The 18,206-nt window shown below is 67.1% G+C and carries 16 protein-coding genes and 1 tRNA gene; 13 read left to right on the forward strand and 4 right to left on the reverse strand.

All coding sequences use genetic code 11. The features are described from left to right. Positions 1–57 precede the first annotated feature (57 nt). From JNB50_RS18735 to JNB50_RS18745, 3 genes are read right to left on the reverse strand one after another with little or no spacing between them, the layout of a single operon-like run. On the reverse strand, positions 58–480 hold the full coding sequence (locus JNB50_RS18735; RefSeq protein ID WP_208041667.1) for an acyl-CoA thioesterase: 423 nt from the start codon (positions 478–480) through the stop codon (positions 58–60). A 7-nt stretch (positions 481–487) separates the two neighbouring features. Further along, positions 488–1,525, reverse strand: coding sequence for a Gfo/Idh/MocA family oxidoreductase (locus JNB50_RS18740; RefSeq protein ID WP_243768666.1), 1,038 nt, complete (start codon positions 1,523–1,525; stop codon positions 488–490). Next, complete coding sequence (locus JNB50_RS18745; RefSeq protein ID WP_208041668.1) at positions 1,522–2,631, reverse strand: transaldolase family protein; 1,110 nt, start codon at positions 2,629–2,631, stop codon at positions 1,522–1,524. Before JNB50_RS18745 ends, JNB50_RS18740 begins: the two co-directional genes overlap by 4 nt. A 213-nt stretch (positions 2,632–2,844) precedes the next feature. Between JNB50_RS18745 and iolC the strand changes: the two genes are divergently transcribed. The 9 genes from iolC to JNB50_RS18790 all read left to right on the forward strand — a co-directional run bounded on the left by iolC (position 2,845) and on the right by JNB50_RS18790 (position 13,162). Beyond that, a complete protein-coding gene (iolC, locus tag JNB50_RS18750; RefSeq protein WP_208041669.1) occupies positions 2,845–3,813 on the forward strand; it encodes a 5-dehydro-2-deoxygluconokinase in 969 nt (322 codons plus the stop codon). Beyond that, positions 3,803–4,702, forward strand: coding sequence for a deoxyribose-phosphate aldolase (locus JNB50_RS18755; RefSeq protein ID WP_208041670.1), 900 nt, complete (start codon positions 3,803–3,805; stop codon positions 4,700–4,702). The genes iolC and JNB50_RS18755 overlap by 11 nt, the downstream gene beginning before the upstream one ends. Before the next feature lie 28 nt (positions 4,703–4,730). Then, positions 4,731–6,260, forward strand: coding sequence for a CoA-acylating methylmalonate-semialdehyde dehydrogenase (locus JNB50_RS18760; RefSeq protein WP_208041671.1), 1,530 nt, complete (start codon positions 4,731–4,733; stop codon positions 6,258–6,260). Next, positions 6,260–7,141, forward strand: coding sequence for a 5-deoxy-glucuronate isomerase (gene iolB, locus JNB50_RS18765; protein WP_208041672.1), 882 nt, complete (start codon positions 6,260–6,262; stop codon positions 7,139–7,141). Before JNB50_RS18760 ends, iolB begins: the two co-directional genes overlap by 1 nt. Continuing rightward, on the forward strand, positions 7,138–9,081 hold the full coding sequence (gene iolD, locus JNB50_RS18770) for a 3D-(3,5/4)-trihydroxycyclohexane-1,2-dione acylhydrolase (decyclizing) (protein ID WP_243768667.1): 1,944 nt from the start codon (positions 7,138–7,140) through the stop codon (positions 9,079–9,081). The genes iolB and iolD overlap by 4 nt, the downstream gene beginning before the upstream one ends. A gap of 28 nt (positions 9,082–9,109) precedes the next feature. Next, the gene (locus JNB50_RS18775; RefSeq protein ID WP_208041673.1) at positions 9,110–9,997 is read left to right on the forward strand and encodes a sugar phosphate isomerase/epimerase family protein; all 888 of its coding nucleotides are present in this window, start codon (positions 9,110–9,112) and stop codon (positions 9,995–9,997) included. Between the two features lie 84 nt (positions 9,998–10,081). Then, positions 10,082–10,822, forward strand: a complete 741-nt coding sequence (locus JNB50_RS18780) for a GntR family transcriptional regulator (RefSeq protein ID WP_208041706.1) — start codon at positions 10,082–10,084, stop codon at positions 10,820–10,822. 133 nt (positions 10,823–10,955) lie between these two features. Further along, positions 10,956–12,158, forward strand: a complete 1,203-nt coding sequence (locus tag JNB50_RS18785) for a Gfo/Idh/MocA family protein (protein WP_208041674.1) — start codon at positions 10,956–10,958, stop codon at positions 12,156–12,158. Further along, the gene (locus tag JNB50_RS18790) at positions 12,155–13,162 is read left to right on the forward strand and encodes a sugar phosphate isomerase/epimerase (RefSeq protein ID WP_208041675.1); all 1,008 of its coding nucleotides are present in this window, start codon (positions 12,155–12,157) and stop codon (positions 13,160–13,162) included. Before JNB50_RS18785 ends, JNB50_RS18790 begins: the two co-directional genes overlap by 4 nt. Here JNB50_RS18790 and JNB50_RS18795 read toward each other — a convergent pair. Then, positions 13,159–14,565, reverse strand: a complete 1,407-nt coding sequence (locus tag JNB50_RS18795; RefSeq protein ID WP_208041676.1) for an MFS transporter — start codon at positions 14,563–14,565, stop codon at positions 13,159–13,161. The genes JNB50_RS18790 and JNB50_RS18795 overlap by 4 nt on opposite strands. A gap of 279 nt (positions 14,566–14,844) precedes the next feature. Between JNB50_RS18795 and JNB50_RS18800 the strand changes: the two genes are divergently transcribed. The 4 genes from JNB50_RS18800 (at position 14,845) to JNB50_RS18815 (ending at position 18,169) form a co-directional block, all read left to right on the forward strand. Continuing rightward, on the forward strand, positions 14,845–15,858 hold the full coding sequence (locus JNB50_RS18800) for a substrate-binding domain-containing protein (protein WP_208041677.1): 1,014 nt from the start codon (positions 14,845–14,847) through the stop codon (positions 15,856–15,858). Between the two features lie 72 nt (positions 15,859–15,930). Further along, positions 15,931–16,992 (forward strand): ABC transporter permease, encoded by a 1,062-nt coding sequence (locus JNB50_RS18805; RefSeq protein WP_208041678.1) that lies wholly within the window; start codon positions 15,931–15,933, stop codon positions 16,990–16,992. Continuing rightward, positions 16,989–17,816: an ATP-binding cassette domain-containing protein gene (locus JNB50_RS18810; RefSeq protein ID WP_243768668.1), complete on the forward strand. Its 828-nt coding sequence runs from the start codon at positions 16,989–16,991 to the stop codon at positions 17,814–17,816. Before JNB50_RS18805 ends, JNB50_RS18810 begins: the two co-directional genes overlap by 4 nt. A gap of 264 nt (positions 17,817–18,080) precedes the next feature. Further along, a tRNA-Ser gene (locus tag JNB50_RS18815) sits at positions 18,081–18,169 on the forward strand. Positions 18,170–18,206 lie beyond the last annotated feature (37 nt).

Below are 18,206 nucleotides of genomic sequence, written 5' to 3' on the forward strand. Positions count from 1 at the left end.
GCAGTCGTTGGAGTCGTCGGATCTCGTTGCCACACCGTGGCCCTGGGCGTAACTGGCCTAGTGAGTCTGGGGCAGACGGTCGCGCGCGTAGGTGATCTCGGAGTAGCCGTGGGGAAGGGGGCGCCCATTCCCATCAACGTTCACGAACACGATCCGGTTGATTGTGAGGATCTTCTGGCGCGTGAACATGTTGCGCACCTCGGCCATCATGGTGAGGGAGGTGGTGCCGAAATCGGTTGCGCGCAAGCCCATTTCGATGATGTCTCCCTGCTGCGCCGAACTGACGAAGTTGATTTCGGACATGAACTTGGTGACAACTCGGTGATTTCCAAGCTGGACGATGGCGTAGATCGTGGCTTCCTCGTCGATCCAGCGCAGCAGGCTCCCGCCGAACAGGGTGCCGTTGGCGTTCAAATCCTCAGGACGCACCCACTTCCGTGTTCGGAAGTTGATCGCAGCGTCGGAGGACTGGGATGCCATCGCCTGGTCAGGCTTCGAGGGTGACGACTTGCGATTCGGCGTCGCTGAGACGGGCGGCGTCAAGCACTTCGAGAGTGTCGACTGCCTCCTGCGGCGTTACCGGGACCGGACCATTCCCGCGTACCGCGGCGGCCATCCTGGCGTAGTAGTCGCGGTAGTCGCCCTGAGCAGACGGCACTGGTTCCGTTCCGCTGGCAGTTCGCAGCTCGCCCCAGTGATCCTCCGGCTCGTAGCCCCAGCGGTCGCCCTCGGACGCCGGCGTGAGGCCGGCGAGAGATGCCTCGGCCTGTACGTCGGCGCTGTTGGAACGGTAGGAGCCCTGGGAGCCCAGCACGCGAAGCTCCCGTTGGGCGGCGTGGTTGATCTTGCTCGAGGTCAGCAGCGACCTCACACCGGAATTGTGGGTCAGCGCGAGGGTGAAGCCGGCATCGACGCGGCCACCGTCGACCGGCACCCAGTCGAGCTCGGCGTAGACGTGGTGGGCGGGACCGAAGAGCCACAGGGCCTGGTCGACGAGGTGGCTGCCGATGTCGCGTAGCAGCCCGCCGCCCGGGGTGGCCTCGAGGGTGCCCGGGTCGTCGGCATCGAACCGTGACCCGAAACGCCACACGTCGCCGACGGCATCGGATTCGATGACGCGGCGCAGCGTGCGCACGTCAGCGTCCCAGCGTCGGTTGTGGAACACCGCCAGCGGCACTCCTGCCGCTGCGGCCGCGTCGCGCAGCTCCCGGGCGGTCGCCGCGTCGGGTGCGAACGGCTTGTCGGCCACGACCGAGACGCCTGCGGCGACCGCTTCGAGCACGAGTTGGCGTCGGGTCTCGGGCGGGGTCGTGATGACGGCCAGATCCGCGTGCGGCAGAGCCGAGGTCAGATCGTCGTAGGCCGGAACTCCGGGCCGGTCGGCGGCGAGCTGTGCTCGTCGCTCTGCGGACCGGGTAACGACGCCGACCAGCTTCAGGTCGGGAACGGCATCGATAAAGGGCGCGTGGAAACTGCGCCCGCCAGCGCCGTAGCCGGCGATCACCACGCGCAACGGGGCGCTCATTTCGGCGGCACCAGGATGTCGCGCACGAGAGCGTCGAGCGCGGCGTCGGCTTCCAGGAACTGGCGCAGGGTGCGTACCGTCGCGCCGAACTCCTCAAATTGTTCCGGCTTCATGCCGTCCTCACGGTATGCCTTGGCGAACTCCGGCACGTGGGTGAGCAGGGTCTCAATGATCACCGGATCGACCGGCTCATCGATCGCATGGGGGCGAACGGGGATGTCGTTCTCGTTGATGCGCTCCTGCCAATCGAACGGGGGAGAGACGACCAGGTCGCCGCCGACCAGTTCGCTCCACTGCAGCGCGTTGCGGAACGCGGCGGACAGGATGCGCACCCGGTAGCCGCGCTCACGATAGATCCGGTACGCCTCCTTGAGCGCCGCGACGCCCGCCCACTCGAAATAACCGGGCTCGACCAGGATGCGATTGCTCGCCGCCCAGGACTTCAACCAATCGTCCAGGCGCCCGCCCATGATCGTGCACACAGACCCGAAGCCCTCGACCGAAAGTCCCTCGGCGGCGCGACGACCGAAGCCGCGCTCGATCGCCTCGGCCACAGCGACCGCCTGCGCGACCGTGAACGACACGGTCGCATTGATCGAGACGCCGCGGTAGGTGGCTTCCTCGATGGCGTAGATGCCGATCCTGGTCGCCGGGATCTTCACGATGATGTTCGGGGCAAGAGTCGAGAAGTGCACGGCCTGCTCGACGAGCGCGGTGGCGTCCCGGTGCAGGCGCGGATCGGTCTGGATAGACAAGCGGCCGTTGCGACCCCCCGTCTCGTGGAAGATCGGCTCGAGCAGCTTCGCCGCAGCGATCGACATCTCCTCGACGGCGAGCCAGCCGATCTCGCTCTCGCCGGCTGTGGGGTTCTGCTTCGCCAGCGCTTGGATGCGGGGGCGCCACTCCGCCAGGTGAGCGGTGATTCCCGCCAAGGCGATCACCGGGTTGCAGGTGGCGCCGACCGCGCCGAAGCCGATGGACCGCGCCAGCTCATCCGGATCCGCCGAGTCATTCCAGAGAGCGGTCGGCGTCGTCTCCGACGCCACACGCAGAGGCAGGTGGGAAGCCCCCTTCGCGCGCTTCGTCCCTGCGGCGGTGATGGGCATGGCGGTTCTCCTCTGAACTCAAAGTGATCGGCTGCTTGGTGCCGTCAGAAGAAAACCTTACCGACCAAAGGTGAGTATGTCAGTACAAAGTTTGCCTCAGCCTCGACGGCTCTGTAAGCTTGGGTATATGTTAGAACAAAGGGTGTCCGGGAGGATTGCGCGCCTGTCCACCCGCCAGCCCATCCGTACCTTCGGCGAGGAATACATCGACGTATGACCGACACCAGCAGCGACCGCTTCGATCTGATCACCATCGGACGAGTCGGCGTCGACCTGTACCCGCTGCAGGACGGCGTGGGGCTGGAAGACGTGGAGACGTTCGGCAAGTATCTCGGTGGTAGCGCGACTAACGTCGCGGTCGCGGGCGCGCGTCATGGCCTGCGCGCCGCCGTGATCACCCGCACCGGCGGCGACCCCTTCGGCCGCTTCATTCACAAGGAACTCACCCGGCTCGGCGTCGACGACCGCTTCGTATCGGCGGTGGACGGGCTGATGACCCCGGTGACGTTCTGCGAGATTTTCCCCCCGGACCACTTCCCCCTCTACTTCTACCGACAGCCGCTCGCCCCCGACCTGGTGATCAACTCTTATGAACTTGACCTCGACGCGATCACCCGCGCAAGGATCTATTGGTCCACGGTCACCGGGCTGAGCCATGAGCCCAGCCGGACTGCTCACCACGTCGCCTGGCAGGCTCGCGGGCGCAGCCCACTGACGGTACTCGACCTGGACTACCGCCCCATGTTCTGGCCGAGCCCGGAAAAGGCGAGCCAGGAGGTTGCCCTCGCGCTCGAGCAGGTCACCGTCGCCGTCGGCAACCGCGAGGAGTGCGAGATCGCGGTCGGGGAGACGGATCCTGACCGGGCAGCCGACGCACTGCTGGAGCGCGGCGTCGAACTCGCGATCGTGAAGCAAGGACCTCGTGGCGTGCTCGCAAAGACCCGAACCGAGCGGGTCGAAGTCCCGCCCCACACGATCAACGTCGTCAACGGCCTCGGCGCCGGCGACGGTTTCGGCGGGGCGCTGTGTTATGGCTTGCTGCAGGACTGGTCGCTTGAGCGCACCCTCCGCTTCGCAAACGTCGCCGGCGCCATCGTCGCCGGCCGTCGCGAATGCTCGACGGCAATGCCAACGACCGACGAGGTCACCGCGGTGCTCGAGGAGGCTGCCCATGTTCACTGACGCATTCGACGCGGAACGGCTGCGGGCAGTGCGCGCCGAACAGCCGTCGCTGATAGGGGAGCTGCTACGCGGCCGAACGCGACGCGAAATCCTCCGAGACTCGCGCCGACTGTTCATCGTCGCCGCGGACCACCCGGCACGTGGGGCCTTGGCCGCCGGCGGCCGCGAGACGGCCATGGCAGACCGGTACGACCTGCTCTCCCGCCTGGTCATCGCCCTGCAGTGCCCCGGTGTCGACGGGGTTCTCGGCACCCCCGACATCATCGAAGACCTCGCCATCCTGGGCGTCTTGGACGACAAGGTGGTGGTCGGCTCGATGAACCGGGGAGGTCTGCGCGGGGCCCGATTCGAGATGGACGACCGCTTCACCGGCTACGACGTCCCCACGATGCTGCGCGACGGCATCGACTTCGCCAAACTGCTGATCCGCATCAACCTGGCCGACCCTGGCACCGCCAACACCCTCGAAGCCAGCGCGCGCGCCGTCACCGCGGCGTCGGAAGCGCGCCTGCCAATCATGCTCGAACCATTCGTCAGCGAATGGCGCGACAACGCCGTCCACAACGACCTGACCACCGAAGCGGTCATCAAGTCCGTCGCGATCGCCTCCGGGCTCGGCGCCAGCTCTGCCTACTCGTGGCTGAAGCTCCCCGTCGTGCCGAACATGGAGCAGGTGATGGCCGCCACGACCCTGCCGACACTGTTGCTGGGCGGGGATCCCGCCAGTGAGCAGGTCGAGCTGTTCGAAACCTGGTCCGCCGCACTCGCTTTGCCCGGCGTCCGAGGCATCGTCGCCGGTCGGACTTTGCTGTACCCGGACGACGACGACGTTGCCTCCGCGGTTGACACCGTCGCATCCCTTGTCCATTCCACGTCCCGGGTCGCCTGACCCGTCCGCCACCAACCGAGGAAAACACATGACCACCACCGCCCCCAGCCCCACCGCCCGGCAGACGACCGCCGCCGTGATCCCGCACTGGATCGCCGGCGCCCCCGCCGCCGGCAGCAGCACACGCACCGCACCCGTATACGACCCGGCCTTGGGCGTGGCAACAAAACAGGTCCTTCTGGCCGATCAGGCCGATGTCGATTCTGCGGTGGCTGCGGCGACGGCCGCGTTCCCCAGCTGGCGGGACACGTCCCTCGCCAAGCGGCAGACCATCCTCTTCGCCTTCCGCGAACTGCTCAACGAGCGCAAGGGGGAGCTGGCCGAGATCATCACCAGCGAGCACGGGAAGGTCCTCTCCGACGCTCTCGGCGAGATCAGCCGCGGCCAGGAGGTCGTCGAGTTCGCCACCGGCATCGCCCACCACCTCAAGGGCGAATACTCTGAGCAGGTATCCACCGGCGTCGACGTCTACTCCACGAAGCAGCCGCTCGGCGTGGTGGGGATCATCAGCCCGTTCAACTTCCCCGCGATGGTGCCGATGTGGTTCTTCCCCATCGCGATCGCCGCCGGCAACACGGTCGTGCTCAAGCCCAGCGAGAAGGACCCCTCCGCAGCGATTTGGCTCGCGGAGCTGTGGAAGGAAGCAGGCCTGCCCGATGGCGTGTTCAACGTGCTCCACGGCGACAAGGTCGCCGTCGACGGGCTGCTGAACCACCCCGACGTGCGTTCGATCTCGTTCGTCGGCTCCACCCCGATTGCCCAATACGTGTACGAGACCGGCACCAAAGCCGGCAAGCGGGTGCAGGCCTTGGGCGGGGCGAAGAACCACATGCTGGTGCTTCCGGATGCCGACCTGGACCTGGTGGCGGACTCCGCGATCAACGCCGGCTTCGGCTCGGCGGGGGAGCGCTGCATGGCGATCTCCGTCGTCGTCGCCGTCGAACCGGTCGCCGACGAACTCATCGGCAAGATCACCGCCCGGATGGCATCGCTGAAGATCGGCGACGGGCGCCGCAACTGCGACATGGGCCCGCTCGTCACCGCGCAGCACCGCGACAAGGTCGCCTCCTACATCGACATCGCCGCCGCCGACGGCGCGACCGTCGTGGTCGACGGCCGAGACATCGAGGTCGACGGAGATGCCAACGGGTTCTGGCTTGGCCCGACGCTGCTCGACCAGGTGCCGACCAGTTCTCGCGCCTACACCGAAGAGATTTTCGGCCCCGTCCTCTCGGTCGTTCGGGTGCCCAGCTACGAGGACGGGGTGCAGCTGATCAATGACGGAGCGTTCGGTAACGGCACCGCCATCTTCACCAACGATGGGGGAGCGGCACGACGCTTCCAGAATGAGATCGAAGTCGGCATGATCGGCGTGAACGTGCCGATCCCCGTCCCGGTCGCGACGTTCTCCTTCGGCGGTTGGAAGGCGTCCCTGTTCGGCGACACCAAAGCCCACGGCGCCGAGGGTGTGAGGTTCTTCACGCAGCAGAAGGCCATCACCTCCCGCTGGCTGGACCCCAGCCACGGCGGTATCAACCTCGGATTCCCGCAAAACTGATGAGCGAGTGGTACCACCCCCGCGGCGCACTCGCGCGCGGGCCATGGGAGACGGTCGTCGACGACCACGTGACGGGCTGGCAGCACACCGGCCTGCGCATCGCGCAACTCGATGACACGTCAGTCGACCTCGAAGCCGGGCCGGTCGAGCGGATGGTGGTTCCGCTCGCCGGCTCCTTCGCGGTCACCGGCCCTGGTGGGGTGGTGCAGCTCGAGGGCCGCGCCTCCGTCTTCGACGGGCCGACCGATGTGATGTACCTGCCCGTGGGCACGGCCGCAACGATCAGCGGCTCGGGTCGTGTCGCAGTGGCGGAAGCGCCCGCGACCGCCGTCCGGCCTGCTGCATACCTGCCCCGCGCCGAGGTGCCCGTCGAGCTGCGTGGCGCGGGCCGCTCCAGCCGCCAGGTTCACAATTTCGGCACCCCCGGAGCGCTGGACGCGCAGAAACTGATCGTGTGCGAGGTCATCACCCCGGCCGAGAACTGGTCATCGTTCCCGCCGCACAAGCACGACCAAGCCACCGGCACCGAGAGTCGCCTCGAGGAGATCTACTACTTCGAGACCGCAGTCACCCGCGGCACCGAAGCCCCCGCCGCGGCTGACCCGTTCGCCATGTTCGCCACCTACAGCTCGCCAGCCGGCCGCATCGACGTCAACGCGCTGGTGCGTAGCGGGGATGTCGCGCTGGTCCCGTTCGGCTACCACGGTCCCGCCGTCGCCGCACCCGGCTACGACCTGTACTACTTGAACGTGATGGCGGGCCCGGACGAGCAGCGGGCCTGGAAGATCAGCGACGACCCCGCACATGCGTGGGTCCGCGCCACCTGGGACGGCCAGGACATCGACCCACGCCTGCCCTATCTTGCGAAGGAGCAACGATGACCGTCATCGAATCCCGTCCGACCACAAAAGGGGGTTCCGGGCCGCGCACCCGGACCATGACCGTGGCGCAGGCGCTCGTCGAGTTCCTCGCCAATCAATGGACCGTCGACGGCGACCACCGGGAACGCACGATCCCGGGCGTGTATGGCATCTTCGGCCACGGCAACGTCGCCGGCATCGGCCAGGCGCTGCAGCAGCTGCACCACGACCAGCCGGGCCTGATGCCGTACCACCAGGCCCGCAACGAGCAGGCGATGGTGCACCAGTCGGTGGGGTGGGCGCGGATGCGCCGACGGCGTTCCACCTTCGCCTCCGCAGCCTCTGTCGGTCCGGGCGCGGCGAACATGCTCACCGGCGCGGCGCTGGCGACCGCGAACCGCATGCCGGCGCTGCTGCTGCCCAGCGACACCTTCGCCACCCGCGTCGCAGATCCGGTGCTGCAGCAGCTCGAGCTCCCGCACGACATCGGCATCCAAGTCTCGGACGCGTTCCGGCCGCTGTCGCGGTTCTTCGACCGGGTGCAGCGCCCCGAGCAGGTGTTCTCCATCGCCCTCGCCGCGATGCGGGTGCTCACCGATCCGGCCGAGACCGGCGCCGTCACCATCGCCCTGCCGGAGGACGTCCAGGCCGAGACGCTCGAAGTCCCGCTCGAGTTCTTGCAGCCCCGGGAGTGGCACCTGCGCCGACCGCTGCCCGAACGCGCACCCCTGCTGCGCGCCATTGCCGCGATCCGCGCCGCGAAGCGACCCATGATCGTTGCCGGCGGTGGCGTCATCTACTCCGGCGCCGAGGACGCGCTGGCCGCGCTCGTGGAAGCCACCGGCATCCCGGTCGGAACCTCGCAGGCCGGCGGCGGCTCGCTGCTGTGGGATCACCCGCAGAACCTGGGCGGCATCGGTGCCACCGGAACGACGGCCGCGAACCGCATTGCGGCGGAGGCGGACCTGGTGATCGGTATCGGCACTCGATACAGCGACTTCACCACCGCCAGCCGCACCGTATTCCAGAGCGACGGCGTGACCTTCGTGAACATCAACGTCGCATCCTTCGACGCCTACAAGCACGGCACCCAGTTGCCGGTGATCGCCGACGCCCGCGAAACCCTCGAAGCGATCACCGACGCCCTGCAAGACTGGGCGGTGACACCCGAGCATGCCCGGCGCATCGCCCACGAGAAGGCCGAGTGGGACGCGGTGGTCGACGCGGCGTTCGAACCCAGCGGGCGCTCCCTGCCCGGCCAGGCCGAAATCATCGGAGCCGTGCAGGGGAGCAGCGACCCGCGCGATGTGATCGTGCAGGCGGCAGGCAGCCTGCCCGGCGACCTGCACAAGCTCTGGCGGGTCCGCGACAGCCTCGGCTACCACGTCGAATACGCCTTTTCTTGCATGGGCTACGAGATCGCTGGCGGGATTGGTGTGCGCCGGGCCGCCCCGGACCGGGACGTGATCGTGATGGTCGGCGACGGCTCCTACCTGATGCTGCACTCCGAGCTCGTCACCGCCGTAGCGGAGGGTATCAAGATCATCGTGGTGCTCATCCAGAACCACGGCTACGCCTCGATCGGCCACCTCTCCGAAACCGTCGGCTCCGAACGGTTCGGCACCCAGTACCGCTACCTCGACCCCGAAGCACAGGATTTCCAAGGCGACCGGCGCTTGCCGATCGACCTCGCCGCGAACGCTCGCAGCTACGGGGTGACCACGATCGAGATCCAGCCAGGCGCCTCTGCGATCGACGACCTCCGGGCGGCGGTCACAGCGGCGAAGGCAGCCGACGTCGCCACCCTCATCCACATCAACAGCGACCCGCTGCTCTACGCGCCCGACGGCGAAGGATGGTGGGACGTGCCCGTCGCCGCCATCTCGACCCTCCCGTCCACGCAGCACGCGCGTACCGAATACCTCGAACAGCAGGCGCGGCAGAAGCCGCTGCTTGGCTGACCGCGCTCGTCTCTGAAGGAGCCTGACAATGACCGTCAAGATCGCCCTCGACCCCACCCCGTACCTGCACAGCCACCAGCTGCTCGAATTCCCGCGCGTCGTCGCCGACCTCGGATACCAGTGGTGGCAGCTGACCCCGCACCCGGATTTCCTGCCCTTCTTCAACCACCCGCGTGCCGACGACGAACTCGTCGCCGCCCTGAAGAAGGCCACCGCCGACGTGGGCGTCGGCATCTCCAGCCTGCTACCGGTGCAGCGCTGGTCCTCGCCGGACGAGGAAGCCCGCGAAGGCTCCGTGCGCAACTGGCGACGGATCATCGAGCTCGCCGTCGAGCTCGACGTGCGGGTGATCAACACCGAGTTCTCCGGCCGGCCCGAGCGGGCAGAGGAGTCGGAGCGGGCCTTCTACCGCTCGATGGAGACCCTGCTGCCGCTGATCGAGAGCGAAGGTCTGCGGGTGAACATCGACCCGCACCCCGATGACTTCGTCGAGAACGGCTTCGAAGCGATCCGGATCATTCGCGGACTCAACTCGGCGTCCGTTGGGTTCGTCTACGTCGGCTCCCACACCTTCCACTACGGCGACGACATCGCGGGGATCATCGCCGCTGCAGGGCATCGGCTCGGCGCCGCATATGTCGCCGACAGCTTCGACCACAACCGCAGCCACGGACTGCGTTACATCACCAACCCGCCCGGCAACGCCGTCCGGGTGCACCAGCACCTCGCCCTGGGCGACGGAGACGTGGACTGGGACGCCTACTTCGCTGCGCTCGCCGCCAACGGCTTCTACGACAGGGACGACTCGATCATCGTGTCCAACGTCTTCGCCGAAGACGAACGCGGCGACGAGGTCTCCCGCTCGCAGCTGGAGCAGATCCGCACGCGAATCCAGAACGCAGGCGGAGCCATCTGAGTGGCGGGGCACGAACATGGACGGGACTTTGCTAACCTGTCCTGACAAACGAAGGAGTTTCCCGTGCCCAGCACCGAGATCACGATGCTCCCGGATTCGGTCTTCTTGACGGACCGCACGGGACCGGTGCCGCTGTACTTCCAAATCGCCAGCCGCCTCGAGGAAGCCATCCGCTCCGGCGCGCTACCCCCAGGAGCGCGGCTGGAGAACGAGATTGCCCTCAGCGAGCGGCTGGGCCTGTCGCGACCGACCGTACGCCGCGCGATCCAGGAACTCGTCGACAAAGGACTCGTCGTGCGCCGACGCGGCATCGGAACGCAGGTCGTGCACGGCGCGGTCACCCGTCAAGTCGAACTGACCAGCCTGTGGGAAGACCTCGAGCGCACCGGGCAGAACCCGACGACCCGGATGCTGCTGCACGAGGTCATCCCGGCCGACCAGCGCATCGCCGAGTCGCTGGGCGTCGAGATCGGAACCGAGGTGCTGCATCTGCGCAGGCTGCGCGGTGCCGACGGAGTGCCCGTGTCGATCCTGGAAAACTTCCTCCCGACGGAGTTCACTAACATCACCGAGTCGCAACTGGTCGAGCATGGCCTGTACCAGCTGCTGCGCATCCGCGGCGTCACGATGCGCGTCGCTCGCCAGCGCATCGGCGCGCGCCGCGCCACAAGCTCCGAGAGCGCGCTGCTCGAGATCGGCCGCGACAGCCCGCTGCTGACCATGGATCGCACCGCATACGACGCCAGCGGGAAAGCTGCCGAGTTCGGCCACCACTGCTACCGCCCTGACCTCTACTCGTTCGAGATCACCCTCGTCGATCACTGAGGCGCCGAAACGATCCGACACGCCTTCGCCGAAGTTTATTAGTTTGACAGAACAAAGTCGGCTCGGTAGCGTTGACCCAGCCGGTCCGGCTCTATCCGCGCGCGGTGCCCTCACGAACTCGAAGGAGAGATCCATGTCTCTAGGTGTCGCCGTCATCGGCGCCGGAATGGCCGGGCGGGCTCACGCCGCCGCCTACCGCAACGCCCCCACCCTGTACTCGTCGGTCCTGCCCGACATTCGGCTCGTCTCAATCGGGGACGTCAGCGCCGAGTTCGGGTCGCTGGCCGCGAAGCGGTTCGGCTACGAGCGATCCGACACCTCCTGGCAGGCCATCGCGGAAGCGGACGACATCGATGTGGTCAGCGTCGTCGTTGCCAACTCCCTGCACCGTGAGATCGTCGAGGGGCTCATCGCCGCAGGCAAGCACGTGCTGTGCGAGAAGCCGCTGAGTGACTCGCTGACGGATGGCCGCGCTATGGCCGACGCGGCCCGGAACGCCGACACCGTCGTGCGCATCGGATTCACCTTCCGCCGCGCACCCGGTGTCGCGGCCATCCGCGAGCTCATCCAGTCCGGAACCCTCGGCCGGGTGCTGCACGTCAGCGGCCGATACTGGACCGACTACGCCAGCGACCCCGCGGCACCGATCAGCTGGCGCTTCAAGGGGGCGCCTGGGTCGGGCGCTCTCGCCGACGTCGGCAGCCACGTGGGATACCTGGTCGAGTTCCTCGGTGGCGACATCGTCGAGGTCAACGGCGGCCGCTTCGCCACCGTCATCCCGAACCGCCCGGTGCCGCTCGCGGCCGTGGTCGGCCACGGCCTTGCCGCGGTGAGCGACACGTTCGAGCCAGTCGAAAACGACGACTACGCTGCGTTCACCGCGCGCTTCGCCAGCGGCGCCGTCGGCGCGGTCGAGGTGTCCCGTGTTGCCGCCGGCCACCCCAACGGCCTGCAGCTGGAGGTGTTCGGAGAGAACGGCGCCGCCAAGTGGGACCAGGAACGTCCCGCCGAGCTCCAGGTCATGCTCAACGAAGGCCCCGCTGCGACCCGCGGATTCCGTCGCGTCATCGTCGGGCCGGCGCACCCCTACGTGGCCGGCGGACTTCCGATGGACGCGCCCGGGGTTGGGCTTGGTCAGAATGACGGATTCGTCTTCCAAGCCAGGGCGTTCCTCGAGGAGGTCGCTGGGATACCGGAATCCGAATCGTTGCCTCGCTGCGCCAGCTTCGACGAGGGCGTGCACAACATGGAAATTCTCGCCGCGGTCTCCGAGTCCGCCGCCCAGGGCGGCGCATCTGTCACCGTCCCCTCGGTCAACGAGGCGGTGGCACGATGAAGTTCGGTGTCTACAACGCGATCCTGCACGACCGCACCCTGCCCGAAGCCCTCACGGTAATCAGTGGGCTCGGTCTCACCGGGATCGAGATCAATTCCGGTGGATTCCTGCCCCCGGTTCATATCCCCACGTTCGACGACATCCTCGTCTCGGATGCGGCACGCGACGACTACCTCGGGCTCTTCGAAGGCACCGGCGTTCAGATCGCCGGGCTGAACTGCAACGGCAACCCGCTGCACCCGACGACCGCGATCGGCGAGAAGCACGCGGACGACGTCCGCCGTTCGATCCTGCTCGCGGGCCGGCTCGGCCAGCACCGGGTGGTCACCATGTCAGGTCTGCCGGGCGGCGAGCCGAATACAACGCGGCCGAACTGGATCGTCAACGCCTGGAACTCCGCCTCGCTCGACGTGATCGACTACCAGTGGTCCATCGCCGCACCGTTCTGGCGCGAGATGGACCGACTCGCGGCCGACCACGACGTGAAGGTCGCGCTAGAGCTGCATCCGCAGAACCTCGTCTTCAACCCTGCCGACGTGCACCGGCTGATCGAGGAGACGGCTGCAACCAACGTCGGTGTCGAGCTCGACGCGTCCCACCTGTTCTGGCAGCAGATGGATCCGGTCGCGGTGGTCCAGGAGCTCGGCGAGTTGATATTCCACGCCGCAGCCAAGGATGTCCGGGTGAACCGGTCGAACGCGGCCGTGTACGGCGTCCTCGACAACCGGTTCCGCAAGCTGGGCCCCGACGAGCCACGCACGAACCTCGGCGGAGACGAGTGGGCGAACGAGTGGCCGAAGAACTCCTCGTGGGACTTCGTCGCCCTCGGCCGCGGCCACGACGCTGTCTACTGGTCGACGTGGCTGGCCGCCCTGCACGTGGTGGACCCCGACATGCTCGTCAACATCGAGCACGAGGACACCTCGCTTGGCCGGATCGAAGGCCTTGAAGTCGCCGCGAGCGTGCTGCTGGACGCTGCCGCCCGCGCGGGCATCAGCGGCTAGGGGTCAGACACCACCGGCCGCACGCGCACCGCATCGGCGGCGCCGCGCGGCAACCGGAACGCTCCAACCACCGCCACCACGGCGATCACCGCCATCACGGCGAAGGCGATGTGATACGAAGCCAGCTGCGGTGCGCCAGCGGTAGTCGGGAACGCCAAGCGCAGCACCGTTGCGCCCAGCGCTACCCCGACGGCCGTGCCCAGGTCCTGCACGGTCGAGGACAGCGTGTTCGCGGCCGTCAGCCGAGTTTTGGGCACATCCGCGTAGGCGAGGGACGCGTAGGCGGTGAAGCCGATCGAGCGGAACACCCCGCTGAGCAGCAATGCCACCCACAGGAGCGGCGGCGAGGTCGCCGGACCGGTCGCGGCGAAAAATGCTAAGAAGGCAACAGCCGCGACCGTGGAGACGATCAGAACGGAACGGAAGGAGAACGCCCGTAGCAGCGGAGTGGTCGCCGGTTTGATCCCCACATTGCCTAAGAACACCGCCGCGACGAAAAACCCCGCGGTCACCGGACCCTGGCCGAGCTCCTCCTGCAGCAGCAGCGGCATCAGAAACGGCACCGACGTCACGGCGAGGCGATACGCAACCCCGCTCGAGTTCGCGGCACGGAAGGTACGGATGCTGTAGGCCCGCAGATCAAGCAGCGGATCCGCAGTGTGCAGCAGATGCCGCACCCCCGCCACAGCCACCGCGACGGCGGCTGCGCCGGTCGCGATCGGCGCAGCCCAGCTCGCGCCGGACGAGAGCAGTTCCAATACCGCGATGAGGCCAAACACCGCCACCGTGCAGAGCACCAGCCCCGGCACGTCCAACACGAGGCGGGACTCGGGCGTCGCGCGGATCACCCGCAGCGCGACTAGCAATGTCACCAGCGCGATCGGAATATTGAGCGCGAAAATCCACCGCCACCCGATGGTCGACGTGATCATGCCACCCAGCAGCGGTGCGACCACCGGCGCGACCAATGCCGGCCAGGTGAGGTACGCGATCGCGCGCAACAACTGCGCCGGCGTCGCGGAGCGAACCACGACTAGCCGACCGATCGGCACCATCAGCGCGCCGCCGAAACCCTGCATGAGGCGAAGCGACGCCAACCACAGAAGATCGGGGCTGAGCGCGCACCCCAACGACGCGAGGCCGAACAGCATCAGCGCGGCACAGAACACGCGTCGGCCACCGAATCGGGCCGCGAGCCATCCGCCGAGAGGGATGAACGTGGCCGCGGCCACCAGGTACGCGGTGCTCGCGATCGTGACGTCGCTCGGTCGCAAAGCGAAATCCCGCGCGATGCTGGGCATTGCCGTGAATAGGACGATGCCGTCGAGTTGCTCCATGAACATTGCCGCCGCAACCACCAACGCGGGGGTGCGCCGCCAAACCGCGGCAGCATCGTCGCTCATGCCTCTAGCCTACGAGACAAAAGAACCTATGTACTCATGTCAGGACATTTAGGTAGGCTGATCCAGTCGGGTTGACACCGGCGACCAAGCAGTCGCGCCGTTCCTCTGACATCACAACAAAATAACGTCTCGACAAGCCTCTTATGTCTATATGTCGTTACATGATAGGCTCGGGGGCGATCAAAGCTGATCCGCCGCTTGCGCGGTTTACCAATGAAGGGAGTCGCGCGGATGATTTCCACGTTGCTCAACACCCGGGGTACCCGTGCGAAGCGCCGGGTGTCCGTAACAGCGGCCCTCGCCGCGACGGTCGCACTCGGCCTCGCGCTGGCCGGATGCACCTCCAGCAACAACAACCCGTCCAGCACCTCCACCTCCGGGACCGGCGGCAGCGCCAGCGGAGTCTCGATCGTCGTCATGGGCGGGGCCACCAACGACCCGTTCTGGTCGACCGTCAAGAACGGCGGCGAAGCGGCCGCAGCGGGCGTCGAGAAGGCCGGCGGCAAGGTGACCTTCCTGGCCATGCCGAACTACAACAATTTCAACGCCGACGCCGCGAAGCTGGTCGCCAACATCCTCGCCCAGAAGCCCAGCGCGGCGGTCATCCCCGACTGGGCGCCCGAGGCACAGAACGCCAACATCAAGGCGATCACCGACGCGGGTATCCCCGTGTTCATCTACAACACCGGCGCCGACCAGGTGAAGACCGTCGGAGCCGAGGCGTATGTCGGCTCGGACGACTACGCCTCCGGCAAGCTCGCCGGCGAGACGTTCGCAAAGCAGGGCTCCAAGCACATCCTGTGCGTTAACACCCTGCCGGGCACCGCAACCGCTGAGGCCCGCTGCAAGGGACTCAACGACGGCGCTACCGCCGAAGGCGGCAAGGCCACCGAGCTGTCGCTGCCGTCGTCGCAGTTCGGCGACCCCACCGCGATCGCACAGGCGATCAAGGGCGCGGTGCTGCAGGATTCGTCGGTCGACGCGATCTTCACCATCAGCCAAGGTGACGCGGACAGCGCCGCCAGCGGTCTGTCGCAGGCCGGCGTCGCCGACAAGGTGAAGCTCGGCAGCACGGACTTCAACACCGCGGCGCTCGGACGCATCGACAAGGGCACGCAGCTGTTCGCGATCGACCAGCAGGGCTACGCACAGGGCTACTACGCTGTTGCGGCCGCGTTCCAGTTCGCGGCCTACGGCATCGCCCTTCCCGGCGACCTGCCGACCGGCCCCGCGATCATCGACAAGTCCAACGTCGCCAAGGCCACTGCAGGCGTCAAGGACGGCGCCCGCTAGTCGCTCCCGGGTGGGGTGGCGGCCTCGGCCGCCACCCCACCCACACGCATCCCCTCGGAAAGAAAGTTCAACATGACTTCGCACGTGTCCCCTTCCGTTACAACGCAAAAGAAAACACGCCCCACCATCGCCGTCCCCCAGATCGGCCGTCGGCCGGAGACCGGTGCCCTCATCGGGACCGTGTCGGTCTTCGTCTTCTTCGCGATCTTCGGCGGCGAGCAGTTCCTCTCAGCTGGCGGCGCGGCCAGCTGGCTCAACGTCGCCTCCGAGCTCGCGATCATCGCCGTGCCCGTCGGCGCGCTGATGATCGCCGGTGAGTTCGACCTGTCCGTCGGCTCCATCGTCGCCGCCAGCTCCGTGACGCTTGCCATCGTCTCCGGGACATGGGGGGCGCCGATCTGGGTCGGCATCATCGCCGCGCTAGCGCTCGGTGCCGGCTCCGGATTCATCAACGGCCTCGTGGTCACCCGCACCAACGTTCCGTCGTTCATCGTCACCCTAGCCATGCAGTTCGGCCTCGCCGGATTGACGCTGGGCCTTGCGCGACTGCTCGCCGGCAACACCAGCGTCCCCCTCACGCCCGACCCCTTCTCCAAGGCGATCTTCGGCACCCTGATCGATGGAAAGTTCGAGGTCGCGATCTTCTGGGCGATCGGCGTCGCGCTCGTGGTCGCGTGGATCCTGCAGATGACGCGATACGGCAACTGGATCTTCGCCATTGGCGGTGACAAGGAGAGCGCCCGCGCCGCAGGCATCCCGGTCGCCAAAGTCAAGATCGGACTGTTCATGAGCACCGGCGTCGGCGCCGCTCTCGTCGGCATCATCCAGACCATCCTGTACAACGGCGCACAGACCGGCACCGGCCAGTCGTTCGTGTTCAACGCTGTCATCGCCGTGGTCGTCGGCGGTGTGCTGCTCACCGGCGGTTACGGCTCGGTCGTCGGGGTGATCCTCGGAACCCTGACCTTCGCCCTGGTCAACCAGGGCATCTACTACACCGGCTGGAACTCCGACTGGGCCAGCCTCATCCTCGGCGTCCTGGTACTGGTCGCCGTTCTCGCCAACAACACGTTCCGCCGACTCGCCCTGGCATCCGGCCCTCGCCAGTCGAAGATTGTCAAGAAGGGGGCATGACCATGTCCGCGCCACTGCTGAAACTCACCCACGTATCCAAGTCCTTCGCCGGCACCCAGGCGCTCGAGGACATCTCTATCGAAGTCGACGCCGGCGAAGTGCTCTGCCTTCTCGGCGACAACGGCGCCGGCAAATCGACCCTCATCAAGATCCTCTCCGGCTTCCACAAGCCCACCGAAGGAACGATGGAGGTCGACGGCGAAGTGGTCTCCTTCGCCAGCCCAAAGGACGCCGCTGCCAAAGGCATCGCCACCGTGCATCAGACCGGCGGCACCTTCCCCCTGATGTCGGTGGCGCGCTCATTCTTCGTCGGTGAGGAGCCCACGAAGGGATGGGGTCCGTTCAAGTGGTTCGACAAGAAGGCCGCCGGCGCGATCGCCGTCAAGGAGGTCCGGTCCCTGGGTATCACCCGCGTCACGGACGGCAACCGACTGGTCGGCGGACTCTCCGGCGGAGAACGCCAGTCCCTGGCCATCGCGCGCGCCGTCTACTTCGGCGCCCGCGTGCTGATCCTCGACGAGCCCACCGCGGCCCTGGGCGTCAAGGAAGCGACCCACGTGCTGCGGATCATCATGCAGGCGCGGGCAAAGGGCATCGCGGTCATCTTCGTCACTCACAACGTGCTGCACGCCATGACCGTTGGCGACCGCTTCGCGGTCCTGATCCACGGTCGCAAGGCCGACGACTTCCGCAAGGGCGAACGCAGCCGCGAAGAGATCACCGATCTCATGGCCGGGGGAGAGGCCATGGCCGAACTCGAGGAAGAACTCGCAACGCTGACCGGCTCTGTCACCGCTATCACCCCGACCGGCGAGCCGAAATGACCACATCGGGGCGGGGCTGTTTCGGGACACGTCGCAGTTCCGCCCCGATGTGCCTTCCTCTGACCTGTTGACCAATCGCGGCGCTCGCTGCCTCGCAGAGCCTTTGGCTTGGTGCCGCCCTCAGACCGGTAGGCGTACCTTCTCCTCCTGCGGCCTCGCATCCCATCGTCCCGATATCGTCCCGTGCATGCCGAGAATCACGTGCGAGGCGCTGGATTCAGTGCGTTGCCCTCCACGGAGCACTGCAAACTCGGGCATGCACAGGGAGTCGTCGCATAGTCAGGCGTAGTGCACCACCCTGCTAAGGTGGAGTCCCCGTAAGGGGACCGAGGGTTCAAATCCCTCCGTCTCCGCCGATCGAAACCCCCGGAATCCCCGTGATTTCGGGGG

It is taken from the genome of Leifsonia sp. TF02-11 (assembly GCF_017565305.1).
Taxonomy (GTDB): Bacteria; Actinomycetota; Actinomycetes; order Actinomycetales; family Microbacteriaceae; genus Leifsonia.

Coding starts and splice junctions, on each gene's coding strand:
- JNB50_RS18735 (WP_208041667.1), bottom strand. CDS start 480: ATGGCATCCCAGTCCTCCGACGCTGCGATCAACTTCCGAACACGGAAG.
- JNB50_RS18740 (WP_243768666.1), bottom strand. CDS start 1,525: ATGAGCGCCCCGTTGCGCGTGGTGATCGCCGGCTACGGCGCTGGCGGG.
- JNB50_RS18745 (WP_208041668.1), bottom strand. CDS start 2,631: ATGCCCATCACCGCCGCAGGGACGAAGCGCGCGAAGGGGGCTTCCCAC.
- iolC (WP_208041669.1), top strand. CDS start 2,845: ATGACCGACACCAGCAGCGACCGCTTCGATCTGATCACCATCGGACGA.
- JNB50_RS18755 (WP_208041670.1), top strand. CDS start 3,803: ATGTTCACTGACGCATTCGACGCGGAACGGCTGCGGGCAGTGCGCGCC.
- JNB50_RS18760 (WP_208041671.1), top strand. CDS start 4,731: ATGACCACCACCGCCCCCAGCCCCACCGCCCGGCAGACGACCGCCGCC.
- iolB (WP_208041672.1), top strand. CDS start 6,260: ATGAGCGAGTGGTACCACCCCCGCGGCGCACTCGCGCGCGGGCCATGG.
- iolD (WP_243768667.1), top strand. CDS start 7,138: ATGACCGTCATCGAATCCCGTCCGACCACAAAAGGGGGTTCCGGGCCG.
- JNB50_RS18775 (WP_208041673.1), top strand. CDS start 9,110: ATGACCGTCAAGATCGCCCTCGACCCCACCCCGTACCTGCACAGCCAC.
- JNB50_RS18780 (WP_208041706.1), top strand. CDS start 10,082: ATGCTCCCGGATTCGGTCTTCTTGACGGACCGCACGGGACCGGTGCCG.
- JNB50_RS18785 (WP_208041674.1), top strand. CDS start 10,956: ATGTCTCTAGGTGTCGCCGTCATCGGCGCCGGAATGGCCGGGCGGGCT.
- JNB50_RS18790 (WP_208041675.1), top strand. CDS start 12,155: ATGAAGTTCGGTGTCTACAACGCGATCCTGCACGACCGCACCCTGCCC.
- JNB50_RS18795 (WP_208041676.1), bottom strand. CDS start 14,565: ATGAGCGACGATGCTGCCGCGGTTTGGCGGCGCACCCCCGCGTTGGTG.
- JNB50_RS18805 (WP_208041678.1), top strand. CDS start 15,931: ATGACTTCGCACGTGTCCCCTTCCGTTACAACGCAAAAGAAAACACGC.
- JNB50_RS18810 (WP_243768668.1), top strand. CDS start 16,989: ATGACCATGTCCGCGCCACTGCTGAAACTCACCCACGTATCCAAGTCC.